The sequence below is a fragment of the Mesorhizobium sp. B2-3-10 genome (genome assembly GCF_006442275.1).
Taxonomy (GTDB): Bacteria; Pseudomonadota; Alphaproteobacteria; order Rhizobiales; family Rhizobiaceae; genus Mesorhizobium; species Mesorhizobium australicum.
The window spans coordinates 235419-252122 of the sequence record NZ_VFVT01000003.1 but is presented as its reverse complement, the minus strand read 5'-3'; the positions used below and the strand labels follow the sequence as shown (position 1 = coordinate 252122).

17 protein-coding genes are annotated in these 16704 nt (G+C 64.5%); 7 read left to right on the top strand and 10 right to left on the bottom strand.

Translation table 11 applies throughout. From position 1 onward, the window contains the following. Positions 1-36: 36 nt before the first annotated feature. Entirely contained in the window at positions 37-1170 is a 1134-nt protein-coding gene (gene odc2, locus FJ943_RS10865) for an ornithine/lysine decarboxylase (protein WP_015315876.1), read from the bottom strand. 541 nt (positions 1171-1711) lie between these two features. Between odc2 and FJ943_RS10860 the strand changes: the two genes are divergently transcribed. From FJ943_RS10860 to FJ943_RS10845, 4 genes are all read left to right on the top strand, one after another. Further along, on the top strand, positions 1712-2908 hold the full coding sequence (locus FJ943_RS10860) for an amidase (protein WP_140721404.1): 1197 nt from the start codon (positions 1712-1714) through the stop codon (positions 2906-2908). 3 nt (positions 2909-2911) lie between these two features. Next, positions 2912-3811: a LysR family transcriptional regulator gene (locus FJ943_RS10855; protein ID WP_127275856.1), complete on the top strand. Its 900-nt coding sequence runs from the start codon at positions 2912-2914 to the stop codon at positions 3809-3811. Between the two features lie 167 nt (positions 3812-3978). Further along, the gene (locus tag FJ943_RS10850; RefSeq protein WP_140619413.1) at positions 3979-4647 is read left to right on the top strand and encodes a DUF1007 family protein; all 669 of its coding nucleotides are present in this window, start codon (positions 3979-3981) and stop codon (positions 4645-4647) included. Positions 4648-4724: 77 nt separating this feature from the next. Further along, positions 4725-5819 (top strand): nickel/cobalt transporter, encoded by a 1095-nt coding sequence (locus tag FJ943_RS10845; protein ID WP_224622467.1) that lies wholly within the window; start codon positions 4725-4727, stop codon positions 5817-5819. Positions 5820-5857: 38 nt separating this feature from the next. On the opposite strand, the gene denD is transcribed toward FJ943_RS10845, so the two are convergent. The 4 genes from denD to FJ943_RS10825 all read right to left on the bottom strand — a co-directional run bounded on the left by denD (position 5858) and on the right by FJ943_RS10825 (position 8819). Continuing rightward, complete coding sequence (gene denD / locus FJ943_RS10840; RefSeq protein ID WP_140721401.1) at positions 5858-6838, bottom strand: D-erythronate dehydrogenase; 981 nt, start codon at positions 6836-6838, stop codon at positions 5858-5860. A 12-nt stretch (positions 6839-6850) separates the two neighbouring features. Continuing rightward, positions 6851-7060 carry a hypothetical protein gene (locus FJ943_RS10835; protein WP_015315870.1) on the bottom strand — a complete coding sequence of 70 codons (210 nt, stop codon included), beginning with the start codon at positions 7058-7060 and terminating at the stop codon, positions 6851-6853. 89 nt (positions 7061-7149) lie between these two features. After that, positions 7150-8118: a cation diffusion facilitator family transporter gene (locus tag FJ943_RS10830; protein WP_015315869.1), complete on the bottom strand. Its 969-nt coding sequence runs from the start codon at positions 8116-8118 to the stop codon at positions 7150-7152. A 14-nt stretch (positions 8119-8132) separates the two neighbouring features. Then, positions 8133-8819 (bottom strand): GNAT family protein, encoded by a 687-nt coding sequence (locus FJ943_RS10825; protein ID WP_140713423.1) that lies wholly within the window; start codon positions 8817-8819, stop codon positions 8133-8135. An 83-nt stretch (positions 8820-8902) separates the two neighbouring features. Between FJ943_RS10825 and FJ943_RS10820 the strand changes: the two genes are divergently transcribed. Both FJ943_RS10820 and FJ943_RS10815 read left to right on the top strand, forming a co-directional pair. Then, entirely contained in the window at positions 8903-10087 is a 1185-nt protein-coding gene (locus FJ943_RS10820) for a pyridoxal phosphate-dependent aminotransferase (RefSeq protein ID WP_140721398.1), read from the top strand. A 147-nt stretch (positions 10088-10234) separates the two neighbouring features. Continuing rightward, positions 10235-10609 (top strand): YciI family protein, encoded by a 375-nt coding sequence (locus FJ943_RS10815; RefSeq protein ID WP_015315862.1) that lies wholly within the window; start codon positions 10235-10237, stop codon positions 10607-10609. Between the two features lie 33 nt (positions 10610-10642). Here the strand turns inward: FJ943_RS10815 and FJ943_RS10810 are convergent, their stop codons facing one another. The 3 genes from FJ943_RS10810 to FJ943_RS10800 form a co-directional block, all read right to left on the bottom strand. Further along, the gene (locus FJ943_RS10810; RefSeq protein ID WP_140721395.1) at positions 10643-11398 is read right to left on the bottom strand and encodes an SDR family oxidoreductase; all 756 of its coding nucleotides are present in this window, start codon (positions 11396-11398) and stop codon (positions 10643-10645) included. A gap of 300 nt (positions 11399-11698) precedes the next feature. Beyond that, on the bottom strand, positions 11699-12436 hold the full coding sequence (locus FJ943_RS10805) for a tellurite resistance TerB family protein (protein ID WP_140721392.1): 738 nt from the start codon (positions 12434-12436) through the stop codon (positions 11699-11701). A gap of 117 nt (positions 12437-12553) precedes the next feature. Further along, positions 12554-13486: a rhodanese-related sulfurtransferase gene (locus FJ943_RS10800; protein WP_015315859.1), complete on the bottom strand. Its 933-nt coding sequence runs from the start codon at positions 13484-13486 to the stop codon at positions 12554-12556. A 200-nt stretch (positions 13487-13686) separates the two neighbouring features. Between FJ943_RS10800 and FJ943_RS10795 the strand changes: the two genes are divergently transcribed. Next, a complete protein-coding gene (locus FJ943_RS10795) occupies positions 13687-14325 on the top strand; it encodes a 2-dehydro-3-deoxy-phosphogluconate aldolase (RefSeq protein WP_140661795.1) in 639 nt (212 codons plus the stop codon). Positions 14326-14406: 81 nt separating this feature from the next. Here FJ943_RS10795 and FJ943_RS10790 read toward each other — a convergent pair whose 3' ends face one another. Next, a complete protein-coding gene (locus tag FJ943_RS10790; protein WP_140721389.1) occupies positions 14407-14601 on the bottom strand; it encodes a hypothetical protein in 195 nt (64 codons plus the stop codon). A 177-nt stretch (positions 14602-14778) separates the two neighbouring features. Then, positions 14779-16590: a DUF882 domain-containing protein gene (locus tag FJ943_RS10785; protein ID WP_246671854.1), complete on the bottom strand. Its 1812-nt coding sequence runs from the start codon at positions 16588-16590 to the stop codon at positions 14779-14781. Between the last annotated feature and the right edge of the window lie 114 nt (positions 16591-16704).

Sequence of the window (16704 nt, the reverse complement as noted above, 5' to 3'; positions counted from 1 at the left end):
CCCACCTGGGATGATCTGAACAGCTCTAATGAGCCGTCAGATCACGTAGGATCGGAGAGGCTCGAAGCCGTTGAAGGCGACCGCCGAGTAGGTGGTCGTGTAGGCGCCGGTGCCTTCAATCAGCACCTCGTCGCCGATGGTCAGCGACAAGGGCAGCGGATAGGGCGTCTTCTCGTACATCACGTCGGCCGAATCGCAGGTCGGGCCGGCGAGCACGCAAGGCGCGGTCTCGCTGCCGTCATGGCGGGTGACGAGGGGATAGCGGATCGCCTCGTCCATCGTCTCGGCCAGACCGCCGAACTTGCCGATGTCGAGGAACACCCATCGCACATTGTCGTTGTCGGCCTTCTTCGAGATCAGAACGACTTCCGACTTGATGACGCCGGCATTGCCGACCATGCCGCGGCCCGGCTCGATGATCGTCTCGGGAATGGCGTTGCCGAAGTGCTTGCGCAGCGCCGAGAAGATCGCCTGGCCATAGGCCTGGGCCGCCGGCACGTCACGCAAATAGCGCGTCGGGAAGCCGCCGCCCATATTGACCATCTTGAGCACGATGCCTTCTTCCGCGAGCGTCGCGAACACCTTCTTGGCGTCGGCCAGAGCACGGTCCCACGCGGTCAGGTCGGTCTGCTGCGAGCCGACATGGAACGACACGCCATGGGCGTCGAGGCCGAGGCCCCTGGCATGGCGCAGCACGTCGACGGCCATGTCGGGCACGCAGCCGAACTTGCGCGACAGCGGCCACTCGGCGCCCTCGCCATCGGTCAGCACGCGGCAGAACACGCGGGAGCCTGGAGCGGCGCGCGCGATCTTCTCGACTTCCTCGACGCAATCGACCGCGAACAGCCGGATGCCGAGCTGGTAGGCGCGTGCGATGTCACGCTCCTTCTTGATGGTGTTGCCGAAGGAGATGCGGTCCGCCGGCGCACCGGCGTCCATCGCCATCTCGACTTCGGCAACGGAAGCGGTGTCGAAGGACGAGCCCATCGCAGCAAGCAGGCGCAGGATTTCCGGCGCCGGGTTTGCTTTCACCGCATAATAGATCTTGGAATCGGGCAGAGCCTTCTCGAAGGCGCGGAAATTGTCGCGCACGACGTCGAGGTCGACGACGAGGCAGGGGCCGGACGGACGTCGGGTGGCGAGGAAGTCGAGGATGCGCTGTGTGGCCATCGGGTTTCTCCATCGCGCCTTTCGGCGCGCACAAGGGTGCGGGCGCGGGCTGTCGGCCTCGCGAACACGCGGTCAAACAAAGGCGGGACGGAAAATCCATGGAACCAGCCGGTGGAGACCCCGGAACCATGAAACGCCGTCTCGCGGCGATGAACCTTAGCCTTGCCCGGCTTCGGTTCGCTTTGTCTGCCTTGGCTTGGATTGGGAGAACCCCGTTCCGCACTGCCGGCAATGAAGGTGTGCCTCTTCAGTAACCCCGGTCTTTGGACAACCGGCAGAGAACCAGAAAGGCCCGCACCGTCGTTGCTTCAAGGTGTCCTCGGTCTGGCGGTTGGCCGCTAAACCGACTGGAGGGGTTAGCTCCAGTTACCTTACCGATTTCCCTCACCATTCGAGGATCGGCGGACACCCACAGGCACGTGCGACTTTGGGCAAGCGCGATATAAGAGCGAAGCATTTCACAATCAATAAAAATCTTATCGCAGGTTGTAAAATTTCTGCCATCGAACAATGTTGGCCAACCGTATACGGATATCGAACGATGACAGGCACGCACGGCCCTTTCAACGCCTTTCTCGACCTTCGCCAGATGCCGGTGGCGCATGCCGAACTTGGACCCCTGGCCGGCCTGCGGCTGGCGGTCAAGGATATTTACGACGTTGCCGGCTACCGCACCGGTTGCGGCAATTTGCAGAAATTCGCCAATGGCCACGCCGCTTCGCGCACGGCGCCGGCCGTGCAGGCAATTCTCGACGCCGGTGCGCGCTTCATCGGCAAGACGCAGACCGACGAACTCGCCTTCGCTCTGTTCGGCCAGAACGCGCATTTTCCGTTTCCGGTGAACCCCGCGGCTCCCGACCGTGTCACCGGAGGCTCGTCGTCGGGGTCGGCGGCGGCGGTGGCGGGCAGGTTGGCCGACATCGCCACGGGGTCAGACACCGGGGGTTCGATCCGCGCGCCGGCGAGTTTCTGCGGGCTGATCGGGCTGCGCACCACGCATGGCCGCATTTCCCTCGACGGCACCATGCAACTGGCGCCGAGTTTCGACACGTTCGGCTGGTTCGCCGACGACATCGAAACCTATGAGACTGTCGGCAAGCTGTTGCTTGGCCGCGATCCGCACCAGCATTCCCTGGACCGCCCGCTGGCGCTCGGCTGGCTGGACGAGATGGTCGCCCGGCCGGCGGCCGCCGAATATGCCGGAATGAAGGCGCTGGTGGGCACGGTGTTCGGCACGCCGGCGACGCCAGCGACGCGCTTCAGCTCGTCCCCGGACGAACTCTACTGGTGCTTTCGCCGCCTGCAGGCCAAGGAGGCCTGGACAGTGCATGGCGAATGGATCACCAGCGGCGAGCGCGAGCTCGGGCCCGGCGTCGAGGAACGGTTCGGCTTTGGCCGTGCGGTCGACGACCGGACAGCACAGGCCGAGAAGGTGCGCCGGCTGACCTTTCGCGGCGAACTCAGCGCCTTGCTTGGCAAGGACGGCTTCCTTGTCCTGCCGACGGTGCCGGGTCCGGCACCCTATGTCGACAGCACACCGGAGCAATTCCAGGCCTACCGCGAACGCGCGCTCCATCTTCTATGCCTGGCCGGGCTCTCCGGCTTTCCGCAGATCACCTTGCCGATCGGCTCGGTCGCCGGCGCTCCGTTCGGCCTGTCGCTGCTTGGCCCTTCCGGCAGCGACATTGCCCTGATACGGCTCGGCCGAAAACTTCTCGACGCAGCACAAAGAGCCTGAACAATGGACACACTGACCCGCATGCGCGCCTTCATCGACGTCGTCGAGGCCGAAGGCTTTTCGGCGGCGGCGCGCAAGATCGGCCGCTCCAAGGCGCTGCTGTCGAAATATGTGCGCGAGCTGGAGGACGAGCTCGGCGCTCTGCTGCTGAACCGCACCACGCGCCAGTTCTCGATGACCGAGGCCGGCCACACCTACTACCGCCGCGCCTCGGAAATCGTGCGCGAGGTCGATAGCCTGGCCGACGCCGTGCGCGAGTCCTCCGGCGACGTGCGCGGCCGCATCAAGCTGTCGGCGCCGCGCACCTTCGCCGACGCGCCGATCGGCCAGTCGCTGATCGACTTCGCTAAGCAGTATCCCGACATCGTGCTCGACATCCAGCTCGACGACCGCTTTGTCGATCTGGTCGAGGAAGGCTTCGACCTTGCCGTGCGCATCTCGCGGCTGGAGAACTCGTCGCTGATCGCCAGGCGGCTGGCGCCGTTTTCGATCAAGCTCTGCGGCTCTCCAGAACTGATCGCCAAGCATGGCATGCCGACGCGACCGCAGGATCTCAGCCACATGCCCTGCATCGTCGACACCAATGGCCGCGGACTGAACAACTGGCCCTTCAAGGGCGACAATGGCGATCCGGTGAGCATCGCCGTCTCCGGCCCGATCGAGGTCAACAGCCCGATGGCGGCGCGCGCCGCGGCCTTGTCGGGGCTTGGATTTTGCATCCTGCCGGATTTCATCGCCGCCCCAGACCTCAAGAGCGGCCAATTGGTGGCGGTGCTCGACGACCGCATCCTGTCGGGCGGCGGCATCTTCGCCGTCTATCCGCATCGCCGTTACCTTCCGGCGAAGGTGCGCGTTTTCGTCGATTTCCTGGTGCAGTGGTTCAGGACGCGCGAGAGCGCCTGACCTGCCCCAGCAGCCCGGATACCGCACGCTTTTAAGCTCTCCTGCATGCGTGGCGCTATCCAAAGCCTCGCGCACTTTTGGGTGACATGCGCCCGCAGTCCCAATTTCGCCCCCTTTCTGGTAACCTTCGACCACGCTCTCGAAAGCCAAGGGAATCGCGACCGCGAATGCATCTGAAACGGCACGCAATCATGCTGGCCTCGGCCTTGGCGGCGATCTTTGCCGCGACAGGACCGGCCGAGGTGCATCCGCACGTCTTCGCCGAGGCGCGCCTCGACGTGGTCCTGTCCCCGGATCACCAAAGTGTGAAAGCGTTGCGTCATCTGTGGCGCTTCGACGATCTGTTTTCGAGCACGGTGATGATGGAGTTCGACAAGAACTCCGACCTGAAGCTTGACGACAAGGAGCTGAAGGAGGTCGCCGACACCGTCCATGCCTCGCTGGCCGAGTTCAATTATTTCCAGCTCGTCACGCAGGACGGCAAGGACGTGGCGATGACGCCGCCGCCGCATCTGATGGCCAATTTCGACAACGACCAGTTGATCATCCTGTTTGAATCCGAACCGAAGGCGCCGATCAAGCTGTCCGGCACGATCGACATCGGCGTCTACGATCCTACCTTCTATACGGCGATCGACTTCACCGAGGATTCCAACATCACCGTCGAGGGCCTGCCGTCGAACTGCACGAGCAAGGTCGTCCGGCCGGACCCGGACGAAGCGATCAAGGAAAACCAGAAGACCCTGACGGATGCCTTCTTCAACGATCCGACAGGCACCGACATGAGCAAGATCTTTGCCACCAAACTCGAACTGACCTGTCAGCCAGAAGGATAGATCCGGTGAACCCGATCGGGAACTGTTCGAAACCGTCCCTGCGTTTGGCAGTCGGCCTGTTGGCCCTTGCCTTTGCCATGATGCATTTCGCCAATGCCGCGCACGCCCAGAGTTCGCTCGGCATCGGCGTCAATGACGGCATGGCACCCACCACCGGTCCGTTCGCCCATATCCTGATGTGGATCAATCTGAGGCAGCAGGAATTCTACCGCGCGCTGGCGACCGCCATGAAGGCAATGCGCCAGGACAACAGCAAGATCTGGATACTCATCGGCCTGTCCTTCGCCTATGGCATTTTCCACGCCGCCGGCCCCGGCCACGGCAAGGCGGTGATCTCGTCTTATATGGTGGCCAACGAAGTGGCGCTGAAGCGCGGCATCCTATTGTCCTTCGTCTCGGCGCTGCTGCAGGGCCTGACGGCGATCCTGGTGATGCTGCTGGCCTATTTCGTCCTGCGCGGCACCACCATCTCGATGACCGATGCGGCCTGGTTCATGGAGATCATGAGCTTTGCCCTGGTCACCCTCTTTGGCGCCTGGCTTTTGTGGCGCAAGCTCGGCCCAGCCGTCCTGCGCCTGTTTGGCAAGGGCCCGGCCTACAGCCTGTCGGCGGCTCACGCCGGTCATTCCCATGCCGGCCATTCGCATGGCGCTCACGACCATGCGGCGCACGCTCATTCCCACGCACTGCACGGGCATGGCGATCACGACCATGGGCATGGCCATTCGCACGATCATTACGGCCACGGCGCGCATGATCATGCGCATCACGACCACGCCAGCGGCGAGGTCTGCGACACCTGTGGCCACTCGCATGCGCCCGATCCGGCGCTGCTGTCGGGTGACCGCTTCGACTGGCGCACCGCCTGGTCGGCGGTGGCCGCCGTCGGCATCCGCCCTTGCTCCGGTGCGTTGATCGTTCTCAGCTTCGCGCTGCTCAACGGGCTCTGGCTCGGCGGCCTGCTGTCGGTGCTGGCAATGTCGATCGGAACCGCGATCACCGTCTCGGCCCTGGCCACACTGGCGGTGACCGCCAAGAACTGGGCGGTGTATTTCGCCGGCGACGGCCGCATGGGCAACCGCATCCACTCGATCGTCGAGATCGGCGGCGCGGCCTTCGTCTTCCTGTTCGGACTGCTGCTGCTGTCCGCGAGCCTGACGGGCAGCGTTTAGACCCTACCATTCCGTTGGAATGGGATAGGCACCGTGCGCTACTGACCGGGAATCTTGCCGCCCAGCTCATCCTCGATATGCGCGCGGATGATCTCGTCAAAACTCTTTTCGGCACTGAAGCCAAGTTCCCTTGACCGCCGCGCCTCGAAGCGGGTCGGCCAGCCCTTGACGATTGCCCAGATCGTCTCGTCGGGCACCTCGCGGATCAGGCTTGTCGCCTGCGATCCAGCCACCCGTTCCAGCGCCTCGATCTGCTCGCCAACGGTGACGGCGACACCCGGCATCGTCAGGTTGCGGCGCGGCCCCACGGCTGCGCCCTCGATCTCCGCGCCATGGATCAGGAAACTCACCGCCGAGCGCGGGCTGGCATGGGTGTGCACGACCGAGCGCGGCACCGGCAGGATCGCCTCCTGCCCGCTCAAGGGTTCACGAATGATACCGGAGAAGAAGCCGGACGCCGCCTTGTTGGGCTTGCCGGGCCGCACGCAGATCGTCGGCAGCCGGATGCCGATGCCGTCGAAGAAGCCGCGCCTGGAATAGTCTGCCAGCAGCGCTTCGCTCATTTGCTTCTGCGTGCCGTAGGAGGTCAGCGGCGTCGGGTGGAATTCGTCCGGTATGACATCCGGGAACGGCGCGCCGAAAACGGCGATTGACGACGTGAAGACGACGCGCGGCGCAAACCCTGCCAGGCGGATGGCGTCGAACAGCGCACGCGTGCCGTCGAGGTTGACGCGGTAGCCGAGGTCGAAATTCGCTTCCGCCTCACCCGACACGATGCCGGCGAGGTGGAAGACGACATCGGGGCGCGACACAACCAGGCTTTCCGCGGCGCCTGCTACGGCAAGGTCACCCGTGTGTAGCGCGACGCTGACGCCGTCCATGGCTGGCGCCTGCGGCGGCACGATGTCGTGGAGGTCGAGCGCCGTGATCTTCTCGCCGCGCAGCGTGCCGTCCTTGGCCAGCCGGGCGATGAGTTTGCGGCCGACCATGCCCGCGGCGCCAGTGATCAGAATGCGCATGTCCGATATCCCTTACTTCCGATTTTTGCGCTGGGTGCGCGCGCGCAACCAGAACACCAGGAAAAACGCCAGCACGAAGACGGTGCCGAAGATACCCGCCAGCACGGTCGAATAACTGCCGAGTGCCAACATCACGGTCGGCAGGTAGAAAGCGGCAATGCCGAACAGAAGCATGATCCAGACCGCCGCAATGGCCGCATTGCGCGTGTCACGGTCCATCATGCCGCACCGGAACGGCGGTCGTTCATCGAGCTGAGTTGCAAAGCTGGAGGACTCCTGAGGCAGGTCCGATCAATGGTCATCGATCGATCCTAGTGATAGTGGCCGTGATGCGCGGCCGCATCGTGCTCATGCTCGTGATGATGGTCGTCGCCATCGTCGGCGCACCGGCCGAATTCCGGTTCCACGGTGGCATGGCTGATGCCGTGCTCGCTGGCAAGCCGCTTCTTGATGGCGCTGACCGCCTGATGGGCATCGACGCCCTCGTTGAGGCAGGCATGCAGCGTCGCCATGCTGCTCGACCCGTCGAGCGACCAGATGTGCATATGGTGCACCTCGCGCACGCCCTGGACCGTTGCCTGAATGTCCCCGGCGATCAGGTCGCGATCGAGGCTTGGCGGCACGCCTTCGAGCAGGACGTGGGCGGCGGCGCGCATCAGCGACCACGCGGTGGACAGGATCAGCAGCGAGACCAGCACGGACAGGATCGGGTCGATCGGCGTCCAGCCAGTCGCCAGGATGACCAGTGCCGCGACGATCGCGGCTGCCGAGCCGAGCAGATCGCCGAGCACATGCAGGATGGCGCCGCGCATGTTGAGGTTGTCTCGATCGCCGCCATGCAGCACCAGGAAGGAGCCGATATTGACCAGCAGGCCGAGGATCGCCACCACCAGCATCGGCCCGCCCAGCACCGGCGCCGGTGTCAGCAGGCGATCCCACGCTTCGTAGACGATCCACAGAGCGATGACGAAAATGGCGATGCCATTGGTGTAGGCCACCAGCGTCTTGACGCGGCCGAAGCCGTAGGTGAGCTGGCCGGTTGCCGGCCGGCCCGCCAGATGGAAGGCATACCAGGCCAGGCCGAGCGCAATGGCGTCGGCGAGCATGTGGCCGGCATCGGCCAGCAGCGCCAGCGACCCGGTAAACAGGCCGCCGAGCGCCTCGGCCACCATGAAGCCGGCGGTCAGGCAGGCCGCGATCAGGACGCGCTTCTGGTCCGTCGACCCATGCACATGGCCGCCGCCGTGATCGTGCCCGCTGTGATCGTGGATATGCGCCAAATGGCAAACTCCCGTTAGGCGCCGAATTCCGCGCGAAAATCCTCGAGCCGGCGGTTCTGCTGGCCATTGGCGTCGAAGTTGGCCGGATCGAGCCAGGCTTCATAAGCCTTGCGCAGAGCCGGCCATTCCTTGTCGATGATCGAATACCACGCGGTGTCGCGGTTTTCACCCTTGACGATGAGATGCTGGCGGAAAATACCCTCGAACTTGAAGCCGAACCGTTCCGCCGCGCGCTTCGACGGCCCGTTGCGGTTGTTGCACTTCCATTCGTAGCGGCGATAGCCGAGTTCGTCGAAGATGTATTTCATGAACAGGAACTGTGCTTCCGTCGCCGCCGGCTTGCGCGAGATGAGGGGTCCCCAGTAGATGTTGCCGATCTCGATGACGCCATGGGTCGGATCGATGCGCATCAGCGTCTGGCGGCCGGCGACCTTGCCGCTTGCCTTGTCGACAATAGCGAAGAACAGCGGATCCTCGCTCGCCTCCACCTTGTCCAGCCAGGGCTGGAAGGCGGCGCGGGTTTCCGGCGGATAGTCGGGCAGCCACGCGAAGCGGCCGTCGACGTCGGCCACGGACGATGCTTCATAGAGGCCGTCGCCATGTGTTGCGGCCCTCAATGGCTCGAGCCTGACATAGCGGCCCTCCAGAACCTTGCGCTCCGGGCGCGGACGCGGCTGCCAGTCTTTGAGATTTTCCGACACCGAAAACTCCAATCCGTTTGACTTTTGCGGGCGGACGCTCACAAAAACGCTCGCCAACAGTAAGAACCACAGGGACGGGAAAAATGCTCCACACGATTTCGGCCTTCGACCGTCTCGGCGAGGAAAACGCTTTTGCCGTGCTGGCCCGGGCGACGGCGCTGGCGAGCCAGGGCCGCGACATCGTCAATCTCGGCATCGGCCAGCCCGACTTCAAGACGCCGCAACACATCGTCGAGGCGGCGATCAAGGCGCTGCGTGACGGCCACCATGGCTACACGCCGGCCAATGGCTTGCTGGCGACCCGCGAGGCGGTGGTGCGACGCACGCTGACGACCACCGGCGTCGAGGTCTCGCCGGAGGCGGTGATGATCCTGCCCGGCGGCAAGCCGACCATGTTCGCCGCCATCCTGATGTTCGGCGAGCCCGGCGCCGAGATCCTCTATCCCGACCCCGGCTTTCCCATCTACCGCTCGATGATCGAGTTCACCGGTGCAACCCCCATTCCCGTGCCGATGCGCGAGGAGAACGGCTTCGCCTTCTCGGCCGAAGAGACGCTGGGGCTGATCACGCCGAAGACCAGGCTCTTGATCCTCAACTCGCCGGCCAACCCGACCGGCGGCGTCACCCCGCGCGCCGAGATCGAGAATCTGGTCAAGGGGCTTGAGAAGCATCCAGACGTCGCCATTCTCTCCGACGAAATCTACGATGTCATGACTTATGACGGCGAGACGCATTGCTCGCTGCTTGGCTTTCCCGAGATCCGTGACCGGCTGATCGTGCTCAACGGCTGGTCCAAGACCTGGGCGATGACCGGCTGGCGCATGGGCTGGTCGATCTGGCCGAACGGCGACAAGGGCGCCCACCTCTACGACAAGGTGCGCAAGCTGGCGGTCAATTGCTGGTCCTGCGTCAACGCGCCAAGCCAGTTCGCCGGCATCGCGGCGATCGACGGCCCGCAGGACGACGTCGACACCATGATGCGCGCCTTCGACCGCCGCAGGAAAATCGTGGTTGAGGGCCTGAATGCCCTGCCAAACATCTCCTGCATCACGCCCAAGGGCGCGTTCTATGCCTTCCCCAATGTCTCGAAGACCGGCTGGAAGGCCAAGAAGCTCGCCTCGGCCCTGCTCGACGAGGCCGGTGTGGCGCTGATCGGCGGCCCCGATTTCGGCATTCTCGGCGAAGGCTACATCAGGCTCTCCTACGCCAATTCCGAGGAGAACATCCTGCGCGCGCTGGAGCGGATCGGGGCGTTTCTGGCCAAGTGAGCATCAGCGTCGCCGCGCGAGCCGGATAGCTTGCCACCGCATTCCATGACGGTGTCATGAGCCGTCCGGAGGCGCGTAGCCAAGGCTGTGCGGGCATACCGAAAACGGCTACGAATTCCCGTATCAGGACCAATGGGGGAATCTCGCATGTTCTATGCAATCCTTGCCTATCACGTGGAAGATGCGATCGAGGCGCTGACGCCGCAGGAAGATGCGGCGCTGATGGCCGAGTTGCTCAAGATCAACGGCAGGCTTCATGCGGAAGGCACGCTTGGGCCGTCAGCGCGTCTGGGAACGACACGGGATGCCTGCACCTTGCGCGGCCCGGGCGACGGTATGATCATCGATGGGCCCTTCGCCGAGACCAAGGAACAGTTGCTCGGCCTCTATGTCGTCGACTGCGTCACCAGGGATGACGCCATCGCGATCGCCCGCGATCTTCGTCGTGTCAACCCGACCGCCGTTTACGAGATCAGGCCCATTCTACTCTTCAAGCCCGGCGTGCCGCTGGCGGAAAAATGAGGCCCGGGCGAAAGCGCTGCCGGCACGCGCTGCTCACCCACGCCCCACGAACGGCATCTTGGTCGCCATCACGGTCATGAACAGCACGTTGGCGTCGAGCGGCAGGCTGGCCATGTGCACGACCGCGTCGGCGACGCGTTGGACATCCATCACCGCTTCGGCTGATATCGAGCCATTGGCCTGCGGCACGCCGACGGTCATCGGCTGCGCCATGTCGGTCAATGCATTGCCGATGTCGATCTGTCCGCAGGCGATGTCATAGGGGCGGCCATCGAGCGCCAGCGTCTTGGTCAGCCCGGTGATGGCGTGCTTGCTCGCCGTATAGGGCACCGAGCCCGGGCGCGGCGCATAGGCCGACACCGAACCATTGTTGATGATGCGGCCGCCCATCGGCTTCTGCTTGCGCATGGCGCCGAAGGCCGCTCGCGCGCACAAGAAAGATCCGGTGAGGTTGACGCCGACGATATCGTTCCAGACCTCGACCGGGATCTCGTCGATCGGCGTCGACTTGTAGCCCATGCCTGCATTGTTGAAGAGCAGATCGACCCGCCCGAAAGCCTCCGCCACGGTCTCGAACAGATCGTCGACCTCACCGGCCTTGCTGATGTCGCAGGCAACCGCCAACGCTCTGGCCTCGGTCGGCCCGATCTCGGCGATCGCGGCATCCAGCACCGGCTTGCGGCGCCCGCAGAACACCGTATTCCAGCCGGCCTTGAGCAATGCCGTGGCTACGCTCTTGCCGATCCCGGTGCCGGCCCCGGTGACGATGGCGGTCTTTTGCTCGGTCATGGCTGATGTCCTCCGGCAGCGATGTGCGTGCTCGCCTGATCTACAAATTTGGTTCGGGTGGAGAAGGCATCGCAAATGATGGCAGCGATGGCAAGCGCGGCCACTGGGACATGGCCTCGAAAAGTGAACCCATTTGTTTGGAGGGCAGCCGGCGAGGACGGACAAAAAGGGCGGTCATTGGCGACCGCCCTGATCTGAACCGGGCTTGGGAGGAGGAAAAGCCGATCCGACTGTGTAGAATCATGCGCTTCCTGAGTTAACGAATGGCTAACGCCTCCACGGCCTGTGTGCCAATCCGGGTTACCACTGCGGATTGGGTGGTGTACCCTCGGCCGTGGGCACTTTCGCCGCCGAAACCGTCGCCTCGACATGGTCGATCAGCGAGTCCGGCAGGCCGAGCCGCCCGGCAAGCAGGTCGAGGTAACCGCGCTCGGCGCGCGTGTCGGGGTCGATCGTGAGGCGCGACGCCGTGTAGAGTTCGAGCTTCTGCGCATCAGTATGAGCACCCGCCACCAGCGTGTCGAGGTCGAGTGGGCTCTCCAGTTCCGCCATCAGGAATTTTTCCGCATCGGTGCCGATCCCGGCGAGGCTGAGCTTGCCGGCGATCTTCCGGCGCTCTTCGTCGTCGACATGGCCGTCGGCCTTGGCCGCCGAGATCATCGCCCGCACCAGGGTCAGCGTGAACTCATCCTCGCCTTGCGGCGCCTGCGACGGGTGGAAGGCGGTGTCCTTGGGCGGCGGCAGCAATTCCGGCTCGCCAGCCGCGGGCGCCTGTTCCGGTGCGTTGCCGGCCTTGTAGTTCTGGTAGGCCTTGTAGGCGAGACCACCGATGGCGGCCAGTCCGCCGAGCTTCACCGCGGCACCCGTCACCTGCCGGCCGGCGCCGGTCCCAAGCAGCACGGCGGCTAGCGCACCGGCGGCCAGCGGATTGTCCTTGGCCATCTGCACCGCCTGGCCAGCCTTGTCGCGGACCGTGCCGCTGGCACCGGGAACTTGCGAGCCGAGCAGATCGTCGAGAAGCTTCTTGGGATCGAACATCGATGCCTCCAGGATTTGCCAAGCCGAACGGGCAGGTTTCGAACGCCGAAGAGGTAGGTCCCGAAGCTTGACATTGCAATGACAGTGCCCCGGTTTGCCCGGCCCCGGCGCCCTCGATCAGGACCCGATGTGCGGTCCCCTGCCCCGCGCTTGCGCGAGCTCGACCTGTCGCTGCCGCTCCGCGTAGCGCTTCCGGTCTTCGTCCGAGCGGGCGTCAAAACAATGCGGGCAAGAAACGCCGGCGGCATATCGAGGCGAAGCCAGCTCGCTTGCCGTCAGCGGATGGCGACAGGCACGGCAAAGCTCCGCATCACCCTCCGTGAGGCCGTGCGACACCGAAACCCGCTCGTCGAAGACGAAGCACTCGCCTTGCCACAGGCTCTGCTCCGCTGGAACCTCCTCAAGGTATTTGAGGATGCCCCCCTTGAGGTGGAACACGTCCTCGAAGCCGAGTGACTTCACATAGGCGGTCGCCTTTTCGCAGCGAATGCCGCCGGTGCAGAACATCGCCACCTTGCGTCCTTCGAGATCCGCCCGATGCGCTTCCACCCAGGCCGGGAATTCGCGAAAGCTCGCCGTCGCCGGGTCGACGGCGCCCTTGAAGCTGCCGATCGAGACCTCATAGGCGTTGCGCGTATCGATGACGATCGTGTCGGCTTGCGAGATCAGCGCATTCCAGTCGCCCGCCTCCACATAGGTGCCCGCACTTGCCGCCGGGTCGATGGTCTCGACGCCCATGGTGACGATCTCGCGCTTCAGCCGCACCTTCATGCGATGGAAGGGCATGGCCGCGGCACTGCTGTACTTGACCTCGAGACCCGACAGGCCGTCGATCGCTTCGATGTGTTCGATCAGCGCGGCGATCGCTTCGTCGCTGCCGGCGACGGTGCCGTTGATGCCCTCATGCGCCAGGAGCAGCGTGCCCTTGATGCCGCGCCCGCAGCAGAAGGCCGCAAGCGGCGCGCGCAACGCCTCGAAAGCATCGAGCCGGGCAAAACGGTAGAGCGCGGCGACGCGGGCTGGCTGGGATGGCGCGGGCAGTGTTGTCATTGCCAGAGCAACTAGACGCTAGTAGAAGCCGATTCAAGTGAAACGGGTTCGATCCGTCTGTCATGGCTCTGTCGGGAAAGAACCTTTAAGCTGAGTGGCCACGCGTGACATCGCGCCGCGATGGGTTCCGTGGACAGGGCAATACCGGTCTGCTAATCGGTTGAAATCCCCTCGATACGCCGCCGACAAGGAGAGACCGAATGCCCAGCAAGACCGAGAACCTCCTGTCGCTCCTCAATGGCCAGCCGGTCATTCCGGTGTTGAAGATCGCCAACGTTGCCGATGCGGTGCCGCTGGCCCGTGCCCTGGCGCGTGGCGGTTTGCCGGCGATCGAGATCACGCTGAGGACCGCGGATGCGCTCGAAGCGATCCGTCGCGTGGCGGGCGAAGTCGAGGAAGCCATCGTCGGCGCCGGCACCATTCTGGATGCCAGCCAGTTCGACGAAGCGGCCGCGGCCGGTTCGCGCTTCATCGTCAGCCCCGGCATCACCCGCGAGCTTCTGGCTGCCGCCTCCGACAGCGAGGTTCCGCTGCTGCCCGGCGCCATCACGCCCGGCGAGATCATGGCCGCGCGCGAAGCCGGCCTTCGCTTCCTGAAATTCTTCCCGGCCGAACAGTCCGGCGGCATCGCTTCGCTCAAGGCTTTTGCCTCGCCGCTGGCGGACGTCAAGTTCTGCCCGACTGGCGGCATCACCGGCAAGAACGCGGCCGACTATCTCAGCCTGTCCAATGTCATCTGCGTCGGCGGCTCATGGGTGGCGCCCGACGACATGGTCAAGGCCGGCAAGTGGGATCAGATCGAAGCGCTCGCACGCGCTGCCAGCGAACTCGGGAAATAGCGCCTTTCCGCACGGCATGAAAAACCCGGCCGACGAGCGTCGACCGGGCCTTTTTGACTGGCTAGCTAGTCCAGACTGCGATCAGTTGCAGACCTTGACCGTCTCCGTCACCTTGTGATGGTGCCGCCAGTGCGTCACCACCCTGGTGCGGCAGTGCTTCTTCATCATGTGCATATGATTGTCGGTCTTGACGACAACGGTCTCCGCCTGTGATGGCGCGATCGCGGCCGATGCTGCCGCCAGCGCCATAACTGATGCCAGTAGAATCTTTTTCATGAATATCCTCGGGTTGGAGCGTACCCACACTAAACCGGAAATGAGCGGGCCGTTCCCGCTTCACGAGAAGTTCAGCCGCGCGTGATCCTCAGGGGTCGGAGGCCGCATGCATCGCACGCTGGGACAGCAAAAAGCCGCGCGGGTCGCCCGGCGCGGCCTCATACTGCGGCCTGTTCGTTACTTCGTCTGGAAGCGGGCGACAGACAGGAACTTGACGGCGTTGCCGGTAAAGCGATTGGCGTCGGCCATCTGATTGTCCTGCTGGAAGCCGGCCGTATAGACCTCGCTCGGCGGCGTATGCACGATGTTGTAGGCGTAACCCGGCGCGGTCGTCGCACTCGAAACGGTGGCGACGTTCTCGCCGCTGGTCAGTGCCCAGCGGGCGGCCTGCGGCGCTGCGGCAATCACTACGGCCCTGGGGCCAGGCTTCTGATCGCGGGCGGTGGCCCTGGCTTCCTTGCGGGTCGTCTTCGCACCGGCGCCGATCGCGGCGGCCGGATCCGAACCGGCCGGCCGGCCGGCAACAGCCTGGCGCGGCGACGCCGCATCGACACCGGACGGATCGTTGAAGGCCGAACGCGGTTCTACGGACAGCGAGGCCAGCTGATATTCGTCGGCGGCGCCGGCCTTGGCATTGGCCTCGTCGAGCACGGCCTTGACGGCATCCGGCTTGGCCGGCTCGGGACGCGCCGTCGGCAGCACGGAGAACGCATCCGTCGCGGTCTTGCCCTGGTCAGCCGTTTCGGCCAGCGCCATCAGCACATCCTTGCTGGGCGGCGGCGCGAGATCCGCCGGCAGCGTGCGTTCGGGACGCCATGTCGGCAAGGGGATATTGTTGACGGCGACCTGCGCCGGATCGGCCGCCGCTGCCGCTGCCAGCGCCGGATCGGCCTTGCCGAAAGGCATGTTCGCCGGCGCCTGCGCGGTCGCCACGGCCTGTTCCGTGGTGGTCGTCGCATCCGCCGTGGCGAAGGGAACGTTTTCAGGCGTCTGTGCGCCGACATCGGCCTTCGGCCGAGGCGCGAAATCGGGCAGCGGGATTTCCTTGGCCGGCAGCGCCGCGATGATTGTCTCCGGCGTGTCCTTCTCCGGTTCCGGAGCCTGCTCGTCGGCAATCTGCGGAATGTCGGCGCGCTGGGCATTCTCGGGGGCCACGATGGCGATGCCAGGCAGGTTGCCGCTCTTGGCTGTCGCGGCCGGCTTCAGATTTCTAGCCTTGGGCGCGGGTGCGGCCGAAGCGGTCTCGACGTCGGCGCTGTCGTCGGCTTCGTCGTCGCCACCGCCGCCGAACAAGGCAGCGAGGAACCCGCCGGATTTCTTGCCGCTGCCGCCGGCGCTGGCCACTTCGATATTCGGTGTGCCCGAACCCTTGCGCGACTTGTAGGAGGCCAGCGCCTGTTCATAGCCGGGCAGCGGCCGGCCATCGCTCGGCACATGCAGCGTCTTGCCATTGGGGAACAGGCTGACCAGTTCCTGGCGGCTGATGCCGGGCCAGTGGCGCACATTGCCGACATCCATGTGGACGAATGGCGAACCGGAGGTCGGGTAATAGCCGACACCACCGCCCTGCATCTTGAGGCCGATGTTGCGCAGCTTCTTCAGCGGTACGCCGGGAATGTAGAAATCCATCGCCTTGCCAAGCATATGCTGGCTCTTCTCGGCGACACCGCGGCTGCGGCTGCGCAGCATCGAATTGGTGGACGGCGACCGGTAGCCGCAGACGACCTGGATATAATCGGTGGCGCCGCTTTCCCGATACGCCTCCCAGACCAGATCCAGCAGGCGCGGGTCCATCTTGGTCGGCTCGTTGCGACGCCAGTCGCGCAGAATGATGTTGATCTTCCTCAGGCCTTCGGGAACGTAGCGACCATTGCGCTTGTAGACGATCTCCGCCTTCTCATGCGTGTGGAGATGGTAGAGCTTCAGCGAACGAACTTCGGCCTGGGCGCCCGTGGCGGCCGCGGCAACAAAACCAAATGCGACAATCACCGCCGCCAACCATCTCGGCCAGACGCTCAAATGATAGTGCCGCCCGTTTGTGAGTCGTTCGATTCTGTTCAAATCAAAAGGCCTTGCAGGCTGCCGTTTGTCCCCGGATTTGCC